Origin of the sequence: Aliiroseovarius sp. (assembly GCF_030148435.1) — a bacterium.
Lineage (GTDB): Bacteria > Pseudomonadota > Alphaproteobacteria > Rhodobacterales > Rhodobacteraceae > JASBTN01.
Genome location: NZ_JASBTN010000043.1, coordinates 46222 through 67352, shown reverse-complemented (window position 1 = coordinate 67352; position 21131 = coordinate 46222). Strand labels below are relative to the sequence as shown.

The 21131-nt window shown below is 63.6% G+C and carries 21 protein-coding genes; 7 read left to right on the top strand and 14 right to left on the bottom strand.

What is annotated here, in order from left to right:
• Window positions 1–340: 340 nt before the first annotated feature.
• Window positions 341–1219 carry a branched-chain amino acid aminotransferase gene (locus Q1V43_RS08125; RefSeq protein WP_300516323.1) on the bottom strand — a complete coding sequence of 293 codons (879 nt, stop codon included), beginning with the start codon at window positions 1217–1219 and terminating at the stop codon, window positions 341–343.
• A 136-nt stretch (window positions 1220–1355) separates the two neighbouring features.
• Between Q1V43_RS08125 and Q1V43_RS08120 the strand changes: the two genes are divergently transcribed.
• Together Q1V43_RS08120 and Q1V43_RS08115 are read left to right on the top strand one after the other, a co-directional pair.
• Complete coding sequence (locus tag Q1V43_RS08120; protein ID WP_300516321.1) at window positions 1356–1829, top strand: Lrp/AsnC family transcriptional regulator; 474 nt, start codon at window positions 1356–1358, stop codon at window positions 1827–1829.
• Window positions 1830–1888: 59 nt separating this feature from the next.
• On the top strand, window positions 1889–2635 hold the full coding sequence (locus Q1V43_RS08115; RefSeq protein ID WP_300516319.1) for an alpha/beta hydrolase: 747 nt from the start codon (window positions 1889–1891) through the stop codon (window positions 2633–2635).
• Window positions 2636–2773: 138 nt separating this feature from the next.
• Here the strand turns inward: Q1V43_RS08115 and phaZ are convergent, their stop codons facing one another.
• A complete protein-coding gene (phaZ, locus tag Q1V43_RS08110; protein WP_300516317.1) occupies window positions 2774–4057 on the bottom strand; it encodes a polyhydroxyalkanoate depolymerase in 1284 nt (427 codons plus the stop codon).
• Window positions 4058–4163: 106 nt separating this feature from the next.
• Between phaZ and phaC the strand changes: the two genes are divergently transcribed.
• The 4 genes from phaC (at window position 4164) to Q1V43_RS08090 (ending at window position 8482) form a co-directional block, all read left to right on the top strand.
• Window positions 4164–5963 carry a class I poly(R)-hydroxyalkanoic acid synthase gene (gene phaC / locus Q1V43_RS08105; protein WP_300516314.1) on the top strand — a complete coding sequence of 600 codons (1800 nt, stop codon included), beginning with the start codon at window positions 4164–4166 and terminating at the stop codon, window positions 5961–5963.
• Window positions 5964–6097: 134 nt separating this feature from the next.
• Window positions 6098–6541: a Phasin gene (locus tag Q1V43_RS08100; protein WP_300516311.1), complete on the top strand. Its 444-nt coding sequence runs from the start codon at window positions 6098–6100 to the stop codon at window positions 6539–6541.
• Between the two features lie 235 nt (window positions 6542–6776).
• Complete coding sequence (phaR, locus tag Q1V43_RS08095) at window positions 6777–7328, top strand: polyhydroxyalkanoate synthesis repressor PhaR (protein WP_300516308.1); 552 nt, start codon at window positions 6777–6779, stop codon at window positions 7326–7328.
• A gap of 200 nt (window positions 7329–7528) precedes the next feature.
• Entirely contained in the window at window positions 7529–8482 is a 954-nt protein-coding gene (locus tag Q1V43_RS08090) for a LysR family transcriptional regulator (protein ID WP_300516305.1), read from the top strand.
• A 54-nt stretch (window positions 8483–8536) separates the two neighbouring features.
• Here Q1V43_RS08090 and Q1V43_RS08085 read toward each other — a convergent pair whose 3' ends face one another.
• The 12 genes from Q1V43_RS08085 to secG form a co-directional block, all read right to left on the bottom strand.
• On the bottom strand, window positions 8537–9754 hold the full coding sequence (locus Q1V43_RS08085) for an aminotransferase class I/II-fold pyridoxal phosphate-dependent enzyme (protein ID WP_300516302.1): 1218 nt from the start codon (window positions 9752–9754) through the stop codon (window positions 8537–8539).
• 237 nt (window positions 9755–9991) lie between these two features.
• Window positions 9992–11350, bottom strand: coding sequence for a glutamine synthetase family protein (locus tag Q1V43_RS08080; protein ID WP_300516299.1), 1359 nt, complete (start codon window positions 11348–11350; stop codon window positions 9992–9994).
• Complete coding sequence (locus Q1V43_RS08075) at window positions 11350–12030, bottom strand: type 1 glutamine amidotransferase (protein WP_300516296.1); 681 nt, start codon at window positions 12028–12030, stop codon at window positions 11350–11352. The genes Q1V43_RS08080 and Q1V43_RS08075 overlap by 1 nt, the downstream gene beginning before the upstream one ends.
• Before the next feature lie 292 nt (window positions 12031–12322).
• The gene (locus tag Q1V43_RS08070; protein ID WP_300516293.1) at window positions 12323–13126 is read right to left on the bottom strand and encodes an ABC transporter permease subunit; all 804 of its coding nucleotides are present in this window, start codon (window positions 13124–13126) and stop codon (window positions 12323–12325) included.
• A complete protein-coding gene (locus Q1V43_RS08065; protein WP_300516291.1) occupies window positions 13123–13992 on the bottom strand; it encodes an ABC transporter permease subunit in 870 nt (289 codons plus the stop codon). The genes Q1V43_RS08070 and Q1V43_RS08065 overlap by 4 nt, the downstream gene beginning before the upstream one ends.
• A 62-nt stretch (window positions 13993–14054) precedes the next feature.
• Window positions 14055–14771 carry a transporter substrate-binding domain-containing protein gene (locus Q1V43_RS08060; protein ID WP_300516289.1) on the bottom strand — a complete coding sequence of 239 codons (717 nt, stop codon included), beginning with the start codon at window positions 14769–14771 and terminating at the stop codon, window positions 14055–14057.
• 23 nt (window positions 14772–14794) lie between these two features.
• Window positions 14795–15601 (bottom strand): amino acid ABC transporter ATP-binding protein, encoded by an 807-nt coding sequence (locus tag Q1V43_RS08055; protein ID WP_300516287.1) that lies wholly within the window; start codon window positions 15599–15601, stop codon window positions 14795–14797.
• Window positions 15602–15714: 113 nt separating this feature from the next.
• Window positions 15715–16479 (bottom strand): PhnD/SsuA/transferrin family substrate-binding protein, encoded by a 765-nt coding sequence (locus Q1V43_RS08050; RefSeq protein ID WP_300516285.1) that lies wholly within the window; start codon window positions 16477–16479, stop codon window positions 15715–15717.
• Window positions 16476–16916: a TerB family tellurite resistance protein gene (locus Q1V43_RS08045; RefSeq protein WP_300516282.1), complete on the bottom strand. Its 441-nt coding sequence runs from the start codon at window positions 16914–16916 to the stop codon at window positions 16476–16478. The genes Q1V43_RS08050 and Q1V43_RS08045 overlap by 4 nt, the downstream gene beginning before the upstream one ends.
• 42 nt (window positions 16917–16958) lie before the next feature.
• Entirely contained in the window at window positions 16959–17252 is a 294-nt protein-coding gene (locus Q1V43_RS08040; protein ID WP_300516278.1) for a DUF1330 domain-containing protein, read from the bottom strand.
• A 123-nt stretch (window positions 17253–17375) separates the two neighbouring features.
• Entirely contained in the window at window positions 17376–19019 is a 1644-nt protein-coding gene (locus tag Q1V43_RS08035) for a CTP synthase (protein ID WP_300516274.1), read from the bottom strand.
• A gap of 240 nt (window positions 19020–19259) precedes the next feature.
• A complete protein-coding gene (gene secG, locus Q1V43_RS08030; protein ID WP_300516271.1) occupies window positions 19260–19631 on the bottom strand; it encodes a preprotein translocase subunit SecG in 372 nt (123 codons plus the stop codon).
• A 180-nt stretch (window positions 19632–19811) separates the two neighbouring features.
• On the opposite strand from secG, the gene Q1V43_RS08025 reads away from it, so the two are divergent.
• Window positions 19812–21125: an adenylosuccinate synthase gene (locus Q1V43_RS08025; protein WP_300516268.1), complete on the top strand. Its 1314-nt coding sequence runs from the start codon at window positions 19812–19814 to the stop codon at window positions 21123–21125.
• Window positions 21126–21131 lie beyond the last annotated feature (6 nt).

The following is a 21131-nucleotide window of genomic DNA, read 5'->3' as shown; positions in this document are numbered from 1 at the left end:
GGGCTGGCGTTGGCGCGCCACCCCGGCACCCTGATATAGTCCCTCAATCTGTTGATTTCTAGATGCGTCACTGAATGGTCACTGTTGGGTGGCCTTATTATGCTGGTCAGGGCTGATCAGAGCTGGTCAGGAAGAGCGTTGTTTGAATTGACGCAAGTCATTGTTGTTTTGATTGAAAACTATGTTTCAAGAGAGGTTTGGGAAAAGCCTGTTCTCGCAACGCCCGGTTGCGGGTATGTGTGTGGGCGCGTTTTGCGCGCACAGGCCGCCATAGTCAAGGAGAGTGTTGCCCCGCGCGCGGAACATTCGCGGGCGGGGCGGAATTGTCACGGGGCAAGGATCAGGCGGCGCTGGCCTGCGCGGCCGACAGGGCAAAGTCCCAATAGAGCTCGCGCGCCCGGAGGCTCAGCGGGCCGATGCCAAGCTCGCGGTCTTCCAGTTTCGACACCGGCATGACCTTGGCAATATTCCCGGTGGCGAAGATCTCGTCGGCCTGGCGGAAGTCGTCTGCGGTCAGGGAGGCTTCCACCACCTCCACCCCATCCTCGCGCAAAAGGCCGATCACACGCTGGCGGGTCAGACCATTGAGGAAGCAGCCAGTCGGCACCGGGGTAAGGACCGCCCCGTCGCGAGCCAGGAAAACATTGGTCGAGGCGGTTTCGGCAACGTTGCCGTCAATGTCCAGCGACAGGGCGTTCGAGAAGCCGCGCGCCCGTGCATAGGACATGATGCGCGCGTTGTTGGCATAGAGCGACCCGGCTTTCGCCTCGGTCAGCGCCATGTCCTGACGCGGCCTTGTGTAGGGGGCGACGGTGAGCGAGAAACCTTCGATCGACGGCATCGCCAGTTCCTCGATACAGACCGAGAAGGCGGTGGAAAACGGGTTCGGCTCGATCAGGCCGGGGCCTGAATCGCAGCTCCACATCATCGGGCGAATATAGAGCGTGGCGTCTGAGGGGAAACGGCTGACCCCTTCGCGCACGATCGCCTCGATCTCGGGCCCGGTCGTGACCGGCTCCATGTCCAGCGCCTGGGCGGAGCGGATCAGCCGGGCGCAATGCAGGTCCAGATCGGGCATGACCCCCTGGAATTTGCGCGCCCCGTCAAACACCTGGCTGCCCAACCAGGCAACATGGTCGGCGGCCCTGATCACGGGGATGTTGCCCTCGTGCCAGTCGCCTTCGAACCAGGTGATTACGCGCCCCTTGCCGATAGCCATCTCGTGCCTCCTCTTCGCGATTGCTTCCTTCATTTTAACAGGTGAAAAGAAAATTTTCTTTTGAACTTTTGCTACTTTCGCTGGAAATCGAAATGAAAATTTGGGTATGCTGACAAAAGCAAAAGGATCATTTGCCATGCCGGACCCCGCGCCAAATCTGAGCGACACTGACCGCCGCATTCTGCGCGAGCTGCAGAAGGATGGGCGGCAAACCAACACCCAACTGGCCGAACGGGTGGGCCTGTCGCCCAGCCAATGCTGGCAACGGGTGCGCAAGCTTGAAGAAAGCGGCGTCATCCGCGGCTATACCGCCCGGCTGGATCACGAGGCGATCGGGGTGCCGGAAACGGTGCTGCTGGAGATCGCGATGGAGCGCAACGAGGGGTTCGAGGTAGAAAAGGTCTGCGAGAAACTGGCGACCTTTCCCGAGGTGCTGGAGGTGCGCATGACCACGGGGAATTTCGACATTTTCGCCAAGGTCGTGGTGTCGGGCACACGTGGGTACGAGGCGTTTCTGAAGGACCGGCTCTATCGCGTGGCCGGGGTGCGCCAGTCACGGTCCGTGTTTTCGCTCAGGTGTTACAAGAACGAAACCTCGATCGTGCCGTGAGCTGCCCCTTTCCGGCGACGATTGCCCCCGCTAAGGTCGCGCCAAAGGAAAGGATCACCATGTCGACACAGTATCTGGACACGGCCCAGGGCCGGCGCATTGCCTATCACAAGACCGAAGGGCAGGGGCCGACAATCCTGTTCCTGTCCGGGCTGAAATCGGACATGGAGGGGACCAAGGCGGTTGCTCTGGAAGCCTGGGCCAGGGCGCAGGGACGGGCGTTCGTCCGGTTCGACTATTCCGGCCACGGGATCAGCTCGGGCGAGTTCGCGGATGGCTCGATCGGCGACTGGCACGAGGACACGCTGGAACTCGTCGACAGGGTGATCGAAGGTCCGATCCTGGCTGTGGGCAGCTCGATGGGCGGCTGGCAGGCGCTGCTTCTGTCGCGGGCACGGCCCGCGCGCATGGCGGGGCTTGTCACCATCGCGGCGGCGCCGGATTTTACCGAGGATGGCTATTGGCAGGGCTTTACCGAGGACCAGAAAGGGGCGTTGGAGCGGGATGGCTATGTCACGATCCCCTCGGACTATGACGAGGATTACATCATCACCAAACGCCTGATCGAGGACGGGCGCGACCGGCTGGTGCTGCGCGCGCCCCTGGTGCTGAATTTCCCGGTGCGTTTCCTGCAAGGGACCGAGGACACCGCCGTGCCGACCTCGCAGGCGATCCGTCTGCTGGAGCATGCCGAGGGACCGGACATGCGCCTGACCCTGGTAAAGGATGCCGATCACCGGTTCAGTGACGAGACTTGCCTGAAGCTGATCGAACAGAGCGTCGAGACCGTGCTGCGGCGCGGCTGATGACACGGCTCTGAAACGGGGATGCCGGTTCCGTTGCGGCCCCGATGAGGGCAACCGGCATGGCAAGTTGCGTGACCGGCGCGGCAAACGAAAAAAGGCGCTCCAATGGGGCGCCTTTTCCTTGCGATCAGAGCCGGTTCAAACCGCCTTCAGCCGGGCTTTCTTCTTCTTCGCGGCCTGGGCGGCGTGGCGCCCCTTGTTGGCGTCGATGAACTCCAGCACCAGCGGGCGGATGTTGCGGCGCCAGGACTTGCCGGCGAAGATGCCGTAATGGCCGGCGCCGGGTTCGCGGTGGCTGGCCTTCTTGTCCTCGGGCAGGCCGGTGCAGAGCTCCAGCGCGGCGACGCATTGGCCCGGCGCGGTAATGTCATCGGCCTCGCCCTCGACCGTCTTCACGGCCACATCGGTGATCTTGCCGATGTCGATCTTGTGGCCGTTCACGACGAATTCGTTCCTGGCGATCTCGAGGTTCTTGAACACGCGTTCGACCGTCGACAGGTAGAATTCCGCGGTCATGTCCATCACGGCCAGGTATTCATCATAGAATTTGTTGTGCTTGTCGTGATCCGAGGCTTCGCCCTTGGCGACGCGCATCATCTGGTCGGCAAAGGCCTTGGAGTGGTTTTCGGCGTTCATCGACATGAAGCCCGCCAGCTGCAACAGGCCCGGATAGACCATGCGCCCCGCGCCCTTGTATTTGAAGCCCACCCGCTGGATTGCCATCTCTTCGAGCTGGCCCATGGTGACGCGGGCGCCGAAATCGGTCACGTCGGTGGCCGCGGCATCCGGGTTGATCGGCCCGCCGATCAGGGTCAGGGTCTGGGGCTGGGCCTCGGGGTCGATCTCGGCCAGGTAGGCGGTTGCGGCCAGGGTCAGCGGTGCCGGCTGGCACACGGCGAGCACGTTGATGTCGGGGCCGAGGTGTTTCATGAAATCGACAAGATAGAGCGTATAGTCCTCGACATCGAACTTGCCCTCGGACACCGGAATGTCACGCGCGTTGTGCCAATCGGTCACGTAGACATCGCAATCGGGCAGCAGGCTTTTCACGGTCGAGCGCAGGAGGGTCGCGTAATGGCCGGACATCGGCGCCACCAGGAAGACGCGGCGCTCCATCGGGCCGCGGTCGTTCACGTGGAAATGGATCAGGTCGCCAAAGGGGCGTTCGACCAGCTTGCGCACCGAGACCACATGGTCGCGCCCGTCGGTGCCGGGAATGCTGTCGATCCCCCAGTCGGGTTTGCAGATCATGCGGTGGAACGAACGTTCGGTCACTTCGCCCCAGGCGGCCATCATCTGGAAGAACGGGCCGGGAAAAAGAGATGTCGCAGGGTAGGAACCCATTGCCGATGCGGTCGCACCCAGCCACTGATTCGTGTTGCGAATGGTTTCCATCAGGTCGTAAGTGGCCATGTAACGCATTCAATTTACCCTTTGCTTTTTGGCTCGTTGCTCCGTTATGCCTTGAATTGCAAGGCATGAATGTACGATGCTGCAAGTGCAGCGAGACTAGAGCGGAAATTGGAATATGACAACTGATCAAAAAATCCCGGGAGAAATCGCGGGTGTGGACGCGGACAAGTTGAGCGCCAATCTTGCCCGGATCGAGGAGTTGTCAACGCGACTTAGCCGCGCAATGACGGAACGCAAGGGGGTTCGCCAGAGCCTCCAGGGGCCAGGGCAGGAGCTCTACCTGAAGGCGATGACCGCTTACATGTCCGAGATGATGAACAACCCGGGCAAGATGCTGGAACATCAGATCCAGTGGTGGGGCAAGACGCTGAAACACGCCGTCGACGCGCAGCATGCCCTGGCCGGGGCCCAGGCGCCCGAGGACGAGACCCCGAAAGACCCGCGCTTTGCCAATCCGTTGTGGGAAACCCACCCGTTCTACAATTTCATGAAACAGCAGTACCTGTTCGGCGCCGAGGCGATCGAGGGGGCGATCGGCGCGATCGACGGGCTGGAGGACGAGGACAAGAAGCGGCTGGACTTTTTCGGCAAGCAGATTGTCGACATGTTGGCGCCGACCAATTTCCTGGCCACCAACCCCGATGCGCTGGAAAAGGCGATCGAAACCGAAGGGCAGAGCCTGGTCGACGGGCTGGAAAACCTGGTGCGTGACCTGGAGGCCAATGATGGCGAGCTTCTGGTGCGTCTGGCCGACGAGGATGCCTTCGAGGTCGGCAAGAACATTGCCACCACCCCGGGCGAGGTCGTGTTCCGCAACCGCATGCTGGAGCTGATCCAGTACACGCCGACCACCGAAGAGGTGCACGCCACCCCGCTGATCATCTTCCCGCCCTGGATCAACAAGTTCTACATCATGGACCTGAAGGCGAAGAACAGCCTGATCAAATGGATCGTCGATCAGGGCTTTACGCTCTTCGTTGTCTCCTGGGTGAACCCGGACCCGTCCTACGCGGATGTGGGCATGGATACCTATGTCGAGGAGGGCTATCTGGCCGCGATCGACGAGGTGAAGAAGATCACCAAGCAGAAGAAGGTGAACGCGGTGGGCTATTGCATCGCCGGCACCACGCTGTCGCTGACCCTGGCGCTGATGAAGAAACGCGGTGACAAGTCGGTGAACTCGGCCACGTTCTTCACCACCATGACCGATTTCTCGGACCCGGGCGAAGTTGGCGTTTTCCTGGATGACGATTTCGTCGACGGGATCGAGGCCGAAGTGACCCAGAATGGCATCCTCGACAAGTTCTTCATGTCGCGCACCTTCTCGTATCTGCGCTCGAACGACCTGATCTATGGCCCCGCGATCAAAAGCTATATGCTGGGACAGACCCCGCCGGCCTTCGATCTGCTCTACTGGAACGGCGACGGCACCAACCTGCCCGGGCGCATGACGGTGGAATATCTGCGCGGGCTTTGCCAGCATGACCGGTTCGCCAAGGGGGACTTCCCGCTGATGGGGGAAAGCCTGGCGCTGTCGGATGTCAGCGTACCGCTCTGCGCCATTGCCTGCGAGACCGATCATATCGCGGCCTGGAAAGCGTCCTACAACGGGGTGCGTCAGATGGGGTCTAAGGACAAGACCTTCATCCTGTCCGAAAGCGGCCATATCGCCGGCATCGTCAACCCGCCGGCAAAGAAGAAATACGGCCATTATACCAATGCCGACTGGGCCGAAAGCCCCGAGGACTGGCAGGAAGGCGCCACCTTCCACGAGGGGTCCTGGTGGCCGCGCTGGGGCGCATGGCTCGCGGGCAGGTCGGGCAAGATGGTGCCCGCTCGCGTTCCGGGTGATTCTGGAGCCAAACCGCTCGCTCCGGCGCCGGGAACCTATGTAAAGGTCAAGCCAAGCCGTTGATTTTATTGGTTCCATAAAAATTTCACATGCTGCAGTGCAGAAAAAGCTTGATTTTCTGCACTGCAGCATTCATCTTTCTCGCAGTTGCAGAACACATCACCGGGCCGAAAGGTCCTACGCACTGGAGAGAACCAATGTCGAAGACCCAAGATTACACCAAGATGATGCAGGAAATGATGGGCTCGTTCCCCGTGGACATGTCCGCCGTCCAGGACGCCTTCAAGAGCCAAGCCGCTCTGGGCGAAAAGCTGGCCAAAGTGACCCTGGAAGCCGCTGACAAATCGGCCGAGATCTCGACCAAGTGGACCAAGGAAACCATCGCCAAGATGGGTGACGTGGCCGCTGCCAAGGAAGAAGCCGCCGACTACACCAAGTCGATGACCGATTTCGCCTCGGCCCAGGCCGAGCTGGCCGCCGAGAACATGGCCGCCTTCGCTGAAGTTGCCAAGAAAGTTCAGGCCGAGACCGTTGAACTGATGCTGGCCGCCGGCAAGGACATGGGCGAAGAAGCCCAGGCTGCTGTCAAGAAAGCGACCGACGAAGTGTCGAAGGCTGCCAAGAAAGCCACCGCGAAGTAATCGCGGCGGGGCCCTGCGCCCCGACCCCGGACAGCGATCGCCAGCCTCCTCCTCCCTGACGGCTTGATCGCTTCCTCCCGGATTGGGGCGGACCCGAAAGGGCCCGCCCCATTTCCGTTTCCATACGTTAGCGTATGTGAATATTTCTGCACGAAGCTTGCTTTCTCTTTCTGCACCGGCGTAAGGTTTTGCTGCACCGCGACAGACGGGGCGTACATGCCTTGGGGAGGGCGCAATGACCAAAGATGACCAACCGCTGCTGATCAAGCGCTATGCCAGTCGGCGGCTCTATAACACCGAGACCTCGGATTACGTGACCTTGGACGATATCGCGGGCTTCATCCGCGACGGGCGCGAGGTGCAGATCATCGACCTGAAATCCGGTGACGACCTGACCCGCCAGTACCTGTTGCAGATCATCGCCGAACACGAAAGCCGTGGCGAGAACGTCTTGCCGGTGGACGTGCTGACCGACCTCGTGCGCAGCTATACCAACCAGGCGCAGAGCGTCGTGCCGCAGTTCCTGGCCGCCAGTTTCGAGATGCTGCGCGAGGGCCAGTCGAAGATGATGGAAGGCATGGGAGTGCCCAATCCAATGGTGAAAATGCCCGGCTTCGAAGCGATGCAGGCCCAGCAGGAAGCCTTCATGAAGGCGATGATGGGCGGCTGGCCCGGCGCCCAGGGTGGCACGCCGTCGGCCTCCTCGGAGGAAGAAAAGGCCGAGGATCTGGACGAGATCAAGAAACAGCTGGCCGAGTTGCAGGCGAAACTGTCCGGCCTCAGCTGAGGGTTCTGCCAACCCGTCAGGCGCTGACGCGCCCTCCTTGGCTGACGGGGCAGGGGCCGCGCTGCGCGCGGCGTCGCTGCGCTCCATCTCGCGCTTTCGCGGTTCCGGGTGAACCACTGTCGCGGCGCTTGCAAGCAAACGTTCTGCCTCCGGCGGGGATATTTGAAGAAAGATGAAGGGCAGGAGAGCGGGATCCGGCGATGGTTGAAACGGCAGGTCGCATTACCCTGTGGGGGATCGAGGTTTTCGTTGCCGTGGCCGACGAACGGTCAATTTCCGCCGCGGCGCGGCGGCTGGGGGCAAGTGCCTCGGCCGTGTCACAGCAACTGACCAATCTGGAAGCGGCCGTGGGGGCGGTTCTTGTGGACCGCTCCGCCCGGCCCCTGGTGCTGACTGCGGCGGGGGGGCTGTTTCGCCGCCGGGCGCAGTCAATCCTGGATGAGGCCGAACAGGCCCGCGCCGAACTGGCCGCAAAGGATCTGGCCACGCTGACCCGTTTTCGCCTCGGCGTGATCGAGGATTTCGATGCCGACGTCACCCCGGCGCTTTTGACCGAAATGGCCGATGAACTGGCGGCGACGCGTTTCCTGCTGGAAACCGGCGCGTCTCACCGATTGTTCGACCAGCTTGAAGCCCGTGCGCTGGACGTGATCGTCTGCGCCGATCTGGGCGTGGCGGGCGACTGGATGGAGGTGCATCCGCTGATGGAGGAGCCCTTCGTCGCCGCCGTGCCGAAGGGGATCGGGGGCGGGCTTGACGAACTGCGCGCGCTGCCGCTGATCCAGTATACCTCGCGCCATCACATGGGGCGGCAGATCGCCGGGCACCTTGCACAGCTGAACCTGCGGCTCGATCACCGGTTCGAGCTGGACAGCTATCACGCGATCATGGCGATGGTGGCGGCGGGGGCGGGGTGGACGATCCTGACCCCGCTGGGCTTTCTGCGTGCGCAAAGATTTCATGAGGCGGTCGATCTGGTGCCGCTGCCGATCGCGCCTTTGACGCGCCGCATCTCCCTGACCGCGCGGCGCGAGGTTCTGGGCGAGCTTCCGGCGGAGCTGGCCGGGCGGCTCAAGCCGCTCCTGTCCGAGCTGATCGTCGCGCCGTCGCTGGCGCGGATGCCATGGCTGAAGGGGGCGCTACGGCTGTTGTAAAAAAACGCCGGCCTTGTGGGGGCCGGCGCTGGTATTCCTGGATGTCACGGCCGGTCAGGTGCCATAGGCCAGCCCCGCGCCCTTCACGTCCTCGGCAGCGGCCACCAGGGCCTCGGCGATGAAGTCGAGTTCAGGCTTCCGCAGACGCACCGGCAGGCGGGTGTCACAGGCGCGCATCAGCATTTCGCGGGTCTGGGGCAGGGGCCCCTGGTCATCGATGAACTGCCAGTTCCAGAAGGCGCGCGCATTGTCCTGGCTCATGCCGAAGACCTGCACCGACACGCCGCGTGCCTTTGCGGCATCCTGGAAGGCCACCGTATCCTCATCCGAGAAACCGACCAGGTTGAACTGGATCGAATCCGGTGCGCGGGTTTCCGGGGCCAGCGGCGCGGGCACGTCGATCCATGGGCTCCGGTTCAGCAGATCGGCGACATGGTCGTGGTTCTTCAGCCCATCGCTCACGCGGCGTTGCAGTTCGGGGATCTGCGGGCGGATCACGGCGGCGGACAGGTTCGACAGGCGGGTGTTGTACAGCGGAAGCCGGTTCTGCCAGCGGGCGAAGGCCTCGGCCAGATCGCTGCTGTTCTCGCCGTGCGGGGGTTTGTGTTTCTTCCAGTTGTGCTCGTAAGCGCCGGACATGATCACGGCGCGGGCGATCAGGTCGGCATCATCGGTGATCAGGATCCCGCCTTCCCCGGCGTTCAGCATCTTGTAGCTCTGGAAGGAAAAACAGCCGATCTTGCCGATCGTGCCGATCTTGCGCCCATGCCACTGCGTGCCCAGCGAATGGGCCGCGTCCTCGATCACCGGGATGTCGGCTGAGTCGCAAAGCGCCATGATCGCGTCCATGTCCGACGTGTGCCCGCGCATGTGCGAGATGATCACCGCGCCCACGTCCCCGGTCAGCTTGGCGGCGAAATCCTCCATGTCGACGCGGTAGTTGTCCTTCACGTCGACCAGCACCGGCCGGCCCTCCGCATGCACCACCGCGGAGGGCACGGCGGCGAAGGTAAAGGCGGGGATCAGCACCTTGGTGTCGCGCGGAAGGTTCAGCGCCTTCAGCGACAGAAACAGCGCGGCGGAACAGGAGGCCACGGCAAGGGCGTATTTCGCGCCCATCAGCGCGGCGAACTCGGTCTCCAGCAGGGCGACTGGCGCATCTTCGGGCGCGGTGTAGCGAAACAGATCACCCGATTGCAGAAGGCGGTCGATCTCGGCACGGGCGGCTTCGGGAATGGGTTCGGCGTCGTAGACGTTCGGCGCAAGGGTCATGTCACTGTCCTGTCTGCTCTGTGGCGGAGAATCGCAATTTCAGGTAATCCGAAGCTCTCCTTCGGGAAATCAGTATGTGAAAATGCACGCAATAGCGAGCATTTTTTGCCCTGGTAACGCCGCGTCGCCGACTGATGTGCATTGAAAAACTGTTGAAAAGCAGTGCTCTGGGTCATGCACAAGCAAAACCCCGCCGAGTTCGGCGGGGTTTCAAGGCGGGGAGCAGATCCGTGTGGGTCAGACGTTCAACAGAAGGTGTTCCCGTTCCCAGGGGCTGATCACCTGCAGGAACTCTTCGTATTCGGTGCGTTTGACGATCGAATAGACACGGGCGAATTCCGGGCCCAGCACCCCGTGCATCGCCTTCGCTTCGTCGAACAGGTCAAGCGCGCGCGACAGGTCACGCGGGATGTCCTCCTCGCTCTCATAGGCATCCCCCTTGTATTGGGCGCGGGGGCGTTCTTCCTGGATCAGGCCGAGGTAGCCCGCAGCGAGCGAGGCGGCGATGCCCAGGTAGGGGTTGCAGTCCATGCCCGCAATGCGGTTTTCCACCCGGCGTGCCTTGGGGCTGGCCAGGGGCACGCGGATGCCCGTGGTGCGGTTGTCGCGGCCCCATTCCAGGTTGATCGGGGCGGCGGTGTCGCGCACGTAGCGACGATAGCTGTTCACATAGGGGGCCAGCACCGCGACCACACTGGGCAGGTGGTTCTGCAGCCCGGCGATGAAGTGGAAGAAGGCGTCGGTGTCGCCGCCCTGGGGGCCGGCAAAGATGTTCCGTCCGGTCTCGATGTCGATGATCGAGTGGTGCACATGCATGGCGGAGCCGGGCTCTTCGGCGATCGGCTTCGCCATGAAGGTGGCGAAACAGTCGTGGCGCAGCGCGGCCTCGCGGATCAGCCGTTTGAAATAGAACACCTCGTCGGCCAGCTTGACCGGGTCGCCATGGATCAGGTTGATCTCAAGCTGACCGGCGCCGCCTTCCTGGGTGATGCCGTCGATCTCGAACCCCTGGGCCTCGGCAAAATCATAGATGTCATCGATCACCGGGCCGAACTCGTCCACGGCGGTCATCGAATAGGCCTGGCGTGCGGCGGCGGGCCGGCCCGAGCGGCCCATCATCGGTTTGATCTTTTCGGCCGGATCCAGATTGCGCGCGACCAGGTAGAATTCCATCTCGGGCGCCACCACAGGCTCCCAGCCCTTGTCGCGATACAGCTGCACCACGCGTTTCAGCACGTTGCGCGGCGAATATTCGATCACCTCGCCGTTGCGGTCATAGGCGTCGTGGATCACCTGCAATGTCCAGTCGGCGGTCCAGGGCGCCGCCGAGGTCGTCGCCATATCCGGTTTCAGGATCATGTCGCGCTCGATGAAACCCTCGTCGCCCGCTGCTTCGCCCCAGCCGCCGGTAATGGTCTGGTAGAAGATCGAATCGGGCAGGTGGAAATAGTCCTGCCGGTCGAACTTGCCGGCGGGCACCGCCTTGCCGCGGGCGATGCCGGGCAGGTCCGAGACGATACATTCCACCTCGTCCAGACGCTTGCCGTCCAGATAGGCCCGGGCCGCCTCGGGCATGTTTTTCATCCAGTCCGCCATCACTTGCCCCCCTTGGTCAGAAACGCCGCCATGCGGGCGGCAAAACCCGCGTTCGCGGTCGGGGTGGGCAGGTCAGCCCTGGCGCTGTCCAGCAGGTCAGCGGGCACGTTGCCCTTGCCGCGGTAGGTGATCAGCCCCTCGATCATTGCCGAGGTAAATTCCGGGTGCGGCTGTACGGTCAGGATGTTGTCGCCGATCAGCAGCGCAGCGTTGGCGCAGAAATCATTGGACGCGATAACCTGGGTGTTTTCGGGCAGGGAAACAACCTGATCCTGATGCCAGGCGTTCAGCGCCAGGGTCTCGTCGCCGAAATCATACTCGGTCCGGCCGACGGCCCAGCCGCCTGGGAATTTCTCGACCTTGCCGCCAAGGGCCTGGGCGATGATCTGGTGGCCGAAGCAGACGCCGATCATCGGGCGGGCGCTGTCGCGAATGGCGCGGATCAGGTCTTCGAGCGGGGGGATCCAATCATGTGCCTCATAGGCGCCGTGTTTCGAACCGGTAATCAGCCAGCCGTCCGCCGCTTCGGGCCCGGCGGGAAACTCGCCATCCACCACATTGTAGATGTCGAACCCGAAGCCATGCCCGTCCAGCAGGCGCCGGAACATGTCCGCATAGTCGCCCAGGCTTCCCTGGACTTCGTCCGGCGCGTGGCCGGTTTGAAGGATGCCGATCCTCATGAGTCACCAAATTTGATCAAATTTCTGCCCGACCCTAGCCGAGGGCCTCTCATGGGGCAAGGGGGGAGGTGAAAAAACCGGGCGTCCCCGGTCCGGCTCCTACCCTTGGCGGCCTTTTGAAAGACCGCGCCCGGGTGCCACCCCACCCCGCCGGATCGGGGAGAAATGACGCGTATCCCTTTCATCTTTCAATAAATATCCCCGCCGGAGGCGAAGCGCCCGCCTGTGGGCGCGCCGCTCCCAAAGAGGGCGCCTTGGCGCCTGATGAGGGAGCCCCCCCCTTGCCCGAGACTCAGCGGATCAGGTTCGGACGAATGCGCAGCTTGCGCTTCCTTTCCGCGGGCAAGTGCCGGTTCAGCCGCTTGTTCACCAGCCCGTAAAGGCCGATCACGCAAAGCGTCAGCAGGATGAAATAGCCCGCCAGGATCGGGTAGGGCACGAACGGGTTGAAAGTCTTGTCGGCGAAATAGCTGGCGTAATACAGCGCGTCGCCCTGTTGCCGCCAGGTCGGAAACCCCGAGAAGAAGACCAGCGTGGTGGCGTGGAACAGAAAGATCGCCTCGTTCGTATAGGCGGGCCAGGCCAGGCGCAGCATGGTCGGCCAGGTGATGCGGCGGAACCGGCTCCAGCCGGTAATGCCATAGGCCTTGGCGGCCTCGATGTCCCCCCGCGGCACGGCTTTCAGCGCGCCGTTGAAGATCTCGCCCGAATAGGCCGAGGTGTTCAGGATCAAGACGATCAGCGCACCGGCCTGGGCCGAGGTCAGCCAGGGCATGTATCCCGCCTGCTTGACCTTCAGGAACATGACATAGGCAAAGAAGAACTGGATGAACAAAGGCGAGCCGCGGAAGACGAAGATGAACCACTCGGACGGTTTGCGCAGCCAGGGCGACCGCGCGCTTTTCCCCACCGCCACTGCGGAGGCGATGAAGAAGCCGACCAGCAGGGCCAGCGCGCCGAAATAGAGGTTCCAGATCATGCCCGACCCGATCAGCGTGAATTGCTGACAGAGGGTGAAATCGGTTTTCGGAAGCAACCGTTCACCAATGCCGATCGAACGCAGCGCATAGTCCTGGATCGTCTCGATACAGCTCATGACGCGCCTCCCGTGGCGATCGCCTGGCCATGGGCCAGCCTGCGCGACAGGCGGTCGAAGGCGATCTCGGACACGCGGGTAAAGCAGAGGTAGAAGACCAAAAGGCCAAAGAAGAACTGCGCGCGCCAGTCACCATGCGGATAATCGGTAAAGCGCGGGTTGATGCTGCCGCCCAGCTCGCGCGCCCAGTAGACGATATCCTCGACCCCCAGCAGGAACAGAAGCGGCGTGGCCTTGATCAGGATCATCCACAGGTTGCCCAGCCCCGGCATGGCATACATCCACATCTGCGGCACCAGAACGCGCCAGAAGGCCTGTCGGTGGCTCATGCCATAGGCCTCGGCGGTTTCCATCTGGCCGTGCGGCACCGCGCGCATGGCGCCGAACAGCACGTTCGCGGCAAAGGCGCCAAAGACGATCGAAAAGGTCAGTACCGCCAGAAAGAAACCGTAAACCTCGTGCACCCACTGGTCCGAGGTCGACAGGGGCAGCTTGGCCTGGGCGCAGACGATGAAATCATTGCCCTGGCGGATCGGTTGGTCCCAGTCCGGGCAGAGCGCCTGGTGGCGCAGGTACTCGAACCCCTGATCCAGCGCGATCACGAAAAACATGAAAAAGGCGATGTCCGGCACACCGCGCACGATCGCGATATAGGCCTTGCCCAGCCAGCTCACCGGCGCGACATGGCTGCGCGCGGACATGGCGCCGAGGAAGCCGAAGGCCAGCGCCGTGGGGGCGGTGATGAACAGAAGCACCAGCACCGTGACGAAGGAGCCATAGAAATTGAACAGCTTGCCCGTGGTGAAATAACAGGCAAACCACTGGAAATCTCCCAGCGTCTCGGGATTGGTGCAGAATTCGAACATGGAGGTCCAAGGTTTGCCGCGCGCGCCCGGGCCAGCAGGCCGGCGCGCGCGGCGGGATCAACTTACCATTGGGAAGAGACTTCCCACTTGGCGATCAGGGTGTTCAGCGTGCCGTCGTCCTTCATCGACTGGATCGCCGCGTCGAACTTGGCGCGCAGCTCGCCGTCGCTTTCACGTACGCCCATGCCGACGCCGCCGCCGATGGCTTCCATGCGCTCCAGCATCACCAGACCGTCAACACCGTTGTGGGTGTCCAGGAAGCTCTTGTCGGCCAGCACCGCGTCGGCTTCGCCGTTGCGCACGGCGGCCACGGTTTCCTCGGGCGTGGCATATTCGACCAGGGTCCAGCCCTTTTCGGCGATGAAACCGGCCTGGATGGTGGTTGCCTGGGCCGCGATCACGCCGCCTTCCAGGTCCACATCGGTCGACATGGCCAGATAGGCCGAGGGATCCGGCGGGGTGTAGGCCTGGGTGAAGTCGATGACCTCGTCACGTTCGTCGGTGATCGACATGCCGGCGATGATCGTGTCGTAGTTGCCGGACACGAGGTTCGGGATGATCGAATCCCACTCGTTCGTCACCCAGGTGCACTCCAGCTCGGCACGCATGCACAGTTCGTCGCCCAGCTCCCGCTCGAAGCCGTCCACTTCGCCCGCGTCGTTGATGAAGTTCCACGGGGCATAGGCGCCCTCGGTGCCCAGGCGCACGGTGTTGCCGTCGGCGGCCGCGAACCCCGCGGTCAGCGCCAGGGCGGCGGCGGAAAGGATCAGTTTTTTCATATGTTTACTCCCTTGATGATAGGTCAGGACGGCACGGTCGCAGACAGGAATTGCTGCAGGCGTTCCGTCTTTGGATTGCCGAAGAGCTCTTGTGGCGGCCCTTCTTCTTCGATCTTCCCCTGGTGGAGGAAAACCACATGGTCGGCGACGTCCCCGGCCATGCGCATGTCGTGGGTGACGATGATCATCGTGCGGCCCTCGGCGGCGAGGTCCTTGATCACTTTCACCACTTCCTGTTCCAGCTCGGGGTCCAGCGCCGAGGTGGGTTCGTCGAACAGAAGGGCGCGCGGCTCCATGCAGAGCGCGCGGGCAATGGCGGCGCGCTGTTGCTGGCCGCCGGACAGCTGCGCCGGCCACATGTCGCATTTGTCGCCGATGCCGACCTTGTCGAGGTAATAGCGCGCCTTTTCCTCGACTTCGGCCCTGTCGCGTTTCAGCACCGTCACCGGCGCCTCCATCACGTTTTGCAGGATCGTCATATGGGCCCACAGGTTGAACTGCTGGAACACCATCGACAGGTTTGTGCGGATGCGCGTGACCTGTTTGCGGTCGGCGGGATGGCGTGACAGCCCCTGACCGCGCCACTGGATCGGTTCGCCTTCGAACCGGATCTCGCCCTGCTGGCTTTCCTCCAGCAGGTTGGCGCAGCGCAGCAGGGTGGACTTGCCGGAGCCCGACGAGCCGATGAGCGAAACCACATGGCCGCGCGGCGCTACAAGGTCGACGCCCTTGAGCACCTCCAGTTCACCATAGCTTTTATGCAGGTCACGGATCTCGATGACGGGCGTGTCGCCCGCATTCTGGTCTTGGGACTGTTGGGTATCTTTCAAGGCGGCAGCTATCGGTTGTTTCAGACGAAGAGTAGGGCGCAATTTCGTCGCGAATGCAACGGCGAAATCGCGGTTTACGCGGGGGAAATCGGACGCATTGACGCCCGAAAGCGTCAAAAGGTCGGAGCGGGTGGGATCGGTTGCGCGAGGTATTCCGAGGCCGGAATGTGAACCACGCCGCAGAGGTGCAGAATGTCGCGGTCCTGCGGGGCGAGCTTTTCAATGGCCGCTTCAACCACGGCGCGCAGGCGCGGGGCGTCGGTGCCCCTGGCTGCGATCAGTGGCAGGCCCGGAGTCGGCGGGGTGGTGGCCACTTCACGCAGGGCCCCGGCCCATGCGTCATGGCGCCGGATCAGGGCCCAGGTGACGCTGTCGAGCGATGCGAGGTCGGCGCCCCCCTCGGTCACGGCCCGGGCAGAGGCGCGGTGCGCCCCGGTCCGCAGGCAGCGCGCAGGCGAGAGGTTCCGCGCCGCCAGATAAGCCAGCGGTGCCGCCCAGCCGGATTGCGACAGGCCCTCGTTCACCGCCATGGTCCCGGCGGCCAGTCCGGCCAGGTCGCGGGGGTCATCCGCGCGGGCAACGAGGGTCGAATGGTAGTAGCCCGGCGCGCACCCCGGCAGGCCGTAGTCCGGCGTGCCGATCAGGGCGACCTTGTCATGCAGCCTCGCGCGGAAGGGCAGGCCACAGGTCTGGGCCAGAACCAGGCCCGGGTCGGTCCAGACCTCCCAGAGGTCGCGGTCGCGGGTGAGCCTCTGCGGCCCGTGCCCCAGCTCTGCGCGGATGGCGGCCCAGAGCCGGTCATTGGCCGCGGCGGTCTCGGCCCGGTCATACATGGAAAGGGCGGCGGTTTGGCGCCGTTCGGGCTGGGCGGCGCTCATGCGCCCTTTTGCGCCCGCTGCCGCGCCAGCGCCGAGTCGCGGTCGTTTATCCCCAGAAGGTTCGCCACCATGCGCATGAGCGCGTCCTCCTCATCCGCCCGGGTGCCATCGGCCAGCACCACGGCCCAGGCGGCCTCCACGACGGCCGCGCGCGCCTCGTGGGGCACCGCGTCCTTGATCGCGCGGGTAAAGCGCACGGTGTCGGGGGCGTTTTCCTCGAACAGTTCGGCATCACGGCGCAGTTCGTTGGCGGCGTCCCCCTCCAGCCCGTAGCGGTCGGTGATGATGCGTTCGATCTGGGCCACTTCGACGCGGGCGTAATCCCCGTCCGAGCGCGCCAGCCGCACCAGAAGGGCGGTCAGCGCCAGCCGGGCGTCATTCTCGGGCAGGGGGCTGGGCGTTTCGCCCATCAGGCGGTTCAGAAGCTGTTGAAACATGTCTTTGATATAGGTCCGTTGCGACGGGGCGCCAAGCGGCGCTCAGCCGTCATAGCCTTCGATGATTACCACATCGCCTTCGGAAACCGGCAGGCGGAAGGCCCTGGCCTGCTGGTATTCCGGGCTGTCATAGCAGTCCTTGGCGGCCTGGTAGGACGGAAACTCGATCACCACATTGCGCGCGCGGGCCTGTCCCTCGCGGGCCTCGAATTCGCCGCCCCGGATCAGGAAGCGCCCGCCGTATTTCTCGAACGCCCCGGCGTTGGCGGCAATGTATTTCCTGTATTCTTCCGGGTCGTGCACATCGACGCGACCGATCCAGTATCCTTTGGGCATTGGGGCCTCCTTCTTGTCGACCGGATGCTGACGGGCGCGCGGGGCAATGGCAAGAGGGAAGTCGGTCCGCATGGGCGAAGGGCAAGGCTGAACCTGTCCTCGCCAATCAACCCGGGGCGCGTGTCAGACCAGGCGCTCCACCTCTTTCGCGGCGCGCACGAAATCGGCAAACAGCGGGTGCGGCAGGAAGGGTTTCGACTTCAGTTCCGGGTGGAACTGCACGCCGATGAACCAGGGGTGGTCCTTCCATTCGACGATCTCCGGCAGGCGGCCATCCGGCGACATGCCCGAGAACTCCAGCCCGCAGGCTTCCAGCTGCTCGCGGTATTTCACGTCCACCTCGTAACGGTGGCGGTGGCGTTCCTCGATCGCGGTGCCGCCATAGACACGCGCCACGGTCGAGCCTTCGGCCAGGGTCGCGTTATAGGCGCCCAGGCGCATGGTGCCGCCCTTGTCGTCGCCGAGTTTGCGCTTGACGGTATAATTGCCCTGCACCCATTCCTTGAGGTGGTAGACCACCGGTTCGAACCGTTTGGCCCCGGCCTCGTGGTCGAATTCCTCGGACCCTGCTGCCTCGATCCCGGCCACGTTGCGGGCGGCTTCGATCACTGCCATCTGCATGCCCAGACAGATGCCCAGGTAGGGGATCTTGCGGGTGCGGGCGAACTCGGCCGCCTTGATCTTGCCCTCGGTGCCACGTTCGCCGAAGCCGCCGGGCACCAGGATCGCGTGGAACCCTTCCAGATAGGGGGCGGCGTCCTTGTCGTCGAACTGTTCGCTGTCGACCCATTCCAGCGTGACCCTGACCCGGTTGGCCATGCCGCCGTGCACCAGGGCCTCCTTGATCGACTTGTAGGCGTCTTCCAGCTGGGTGTATTTGCCGACCACGGCCACGCGCACCTCGCCCTCGGCGTTGTGAATACGGTCCTCGACATCGACCCAGCGGCTGAGATCCGGTTTCGGCGCCGGGCTGATCTGGAAGGCGTCCAGAACCGCCTGGTCCAGACCCACATTGTGATAGGCCATCGGCGCTTCGTAGATCGATTTCAGGTCATAGGCCGGGATGACGCTGTCCTGACGCACGTTGCAGAACAGCGCGATCTTGCCGCGTTCCTTGTCCGGGATCGGGTGTTCCGAGCGGCAGACCAGCACGTCGGGCGCGATGCCGATCGAGCGCAGCTCCTTCACCGAGTGCTGGGTCGGTTTGGTCTTCAGCTCGCCCGAGGCGGCCAGGTAGGGCAGCAGGGTCAGGTGCATGAAGATGCATTGCCCGCGCGGGCGTTCCTGGCTGAACTGGCGAATGGCCTCGAAGAAGGGCAGGGCCTCGATATCGCCGACCGTGCCGCCGATCTCGCAGAGCATGAAATCGACCTCGTCGTCACCAATGGCGATGAAGTCCTTGATCTCGTTGGTGACGTGGGGAATGACCTGGATCGTCTTGCCCAGATAGTCGCCGCGGCGTTCCTTCTCCAGCACCGTGGTATAGATGCGGCCCGAGCTGACCGAGTCCGTGTTGCGCGCGGCCACGCCGGTGAACCGTTCGTAATGGCCCAGGTCCAGGTCTGTCTCGGCGCCATCGTCGGTGACGAAAACCTCGCCGTGTTCGAACGGGCTCATCGTGCCGGGATCGACGTTCAGATAGGGGTCCAGCTTGCGCAGGCGGACCGAAAAGCCGCGCGCCTGCAAAAGCGCCCCGAGCGCGGCAGAGGTCAGCCCCTTGCCGAGCGAAGAAACAACACCACCGGTGATGAAGATGTAACGTGCCATAAGGTTGGCTGCCCCCGTGTTCTAAGCGTGCCTGTGCGGGTCGTTTAACCCCGGACCGCCCGGCAATTCATGCCAATCGAATCCGCTTCCCACGGGACTCGAGCCATAACCGGATTCGGCGTCCCGCGCAACCGAACCGCAAGATGATGGGGCGATGAAATCGCCCGTCTCAAGGTATTGTCTGGGTGATCCCGGGCTGCCTGAACAGCACCGGGAGGGATCAGTTCGCGATGTGCCGGGTCATTCGGCGCGCGGCGGGGCCAGGCCGTCATCCGCCGCGGGCGGCATCAGGCTGTCCAGATCCACCGCTGGCGGGGTCACGGCATCTGCGGCCGGTGCGGCTTGTTCGGCCGGGGCGATGATGTCGACCACCGACGTGTCCTCCGAGCGTTGCGCGGCAATGATCGTCAGGCCGATCGACGTCGCCAGGAAGGCGATCGCCAGCCCCCAGGTGATCTTCGACAGAGCCGTTGCAGCGCCACGCGACGACATGACACCGCCACCGCCGCCGCCACCAATCCCAAGGCCGCCGCCTTCCGAACGCTGCAGCAGCACGACGCCGATCAGGCTCAGGGCCAGGATCAGGTGAACAACAAGAACGACGTTTTCCATGTGGCGGAATCCCCGGGGTAACGATCTGATGGGGCTATCTAGGCGCTTGGACGCGCGCCCGCAACCCCCTAAGCGTGGGGGGAGCATGCCGGGATTGCCTGGTCGCTTACAGATTCAGGTTTCAACGCGGCGCGCATGCCGCTATACGGGCGCGGGTTTACCGAACACAGGATTAAAGACATGGCCAACGTCGTCGTTGTGGGCGCCCAATGGGGTGACGAGGGAAAAGGCAAGATCGTGGACTGGCTGTCCGAACGTGCCGATGTGATCGCGCGTTTCCAGGGCGGGCATAACGCGGGTCACACGCTGGTCATCGACGGGGCGGTCTACAAGCTGCACGCGCTGCCTTCGGGCGTTGTGCGCGGTGGCAAGCTGTCCGTGATCGGCAATGGCGTGGTGCTGGACCCGTGGAACCTCCTGCGCGAGATCGAGACGATCACCGGCCAGGGCGTGGACATCAGCCCCGAGACGCTGATGATCGCGGAAAACACCCCGCTGATCCTGCCCTTCCACGGCGAGCTGGACCGCGCCCGCGAGGAAGCCGCCTCGAAGGGCACCAAGATCGGCACCACCGGGCGCGGCATCGGCCCGTGCTATGAGGACAAGGTGGGCCGCCGAGCGATCCGCGTCGCCGACCTGGCCGACCCTGCCACGCTGGAGGCCCGCGTCGACCGCGCGCTGCAGCATCACGATCCGCTGCGCAAGGGTCTGGGCGTTGATCCCATCGACCGCGACGCGCTGATTGCGCAACTGTCGGAGGTTGCGCCGAAGATCCTGAAATATGCCGCCCCCGTGTGGAAAGTGCTGAACGAGAAGCGCAAGGCGGGCAAACGCATCCTGTTCGAAGGGGCGCAGGGCGCGCTCTTGGACATCGATTTCGGCACCTACCCGTTCGTCACCTCCTCGAACGTGATTGCGGGGCAGGCGGCCACGGGCGTGGGCATCGGCCCGGGCTCGATCGACTACGTGCTGGGCATCGTCAAGGCCTATACCACCCGCGTCGGCGAGGGCCCGTTCCCGACCGAGCTGTTGAACGAGGATGGCACGCCGGATGCGGATGGCGAACGTCTGGGTACGCGCGGGCACGAATTCGGCACCACCACCGGGCGCCAGCGTCGCTGTGGCTGGTTCGACGCGGCCCTGGTGCGCCAGACCTGTGCCACTTCGGGCGTGTCGGGCATCTCGCTGACCAAGCTCGACGTGCTGGACGGGTTCGAGACGCTGAAGATCTGCGTCGGCTATGAACTGGACGGCGCGCGCCTGGACTACCTGCCGACCGCTGCCGACCAGCAGGCACGCTGCACGCCGATCTACGAGGAGATGCCCGGCTGGTCGGAATCGACCGAGGGCGCGCGCAGCTGGAACGACCTGCCGGCCAATGCGATCAAATACGTGAAACGCGTGGAAGAGCTGATCGAGTGTCCGGTTGCGCTGCTCTCGACCTCGCCGGAGCGCGACGATACCATTCTGGTGACTGACCCCTTCGCCGACTGATCCTGA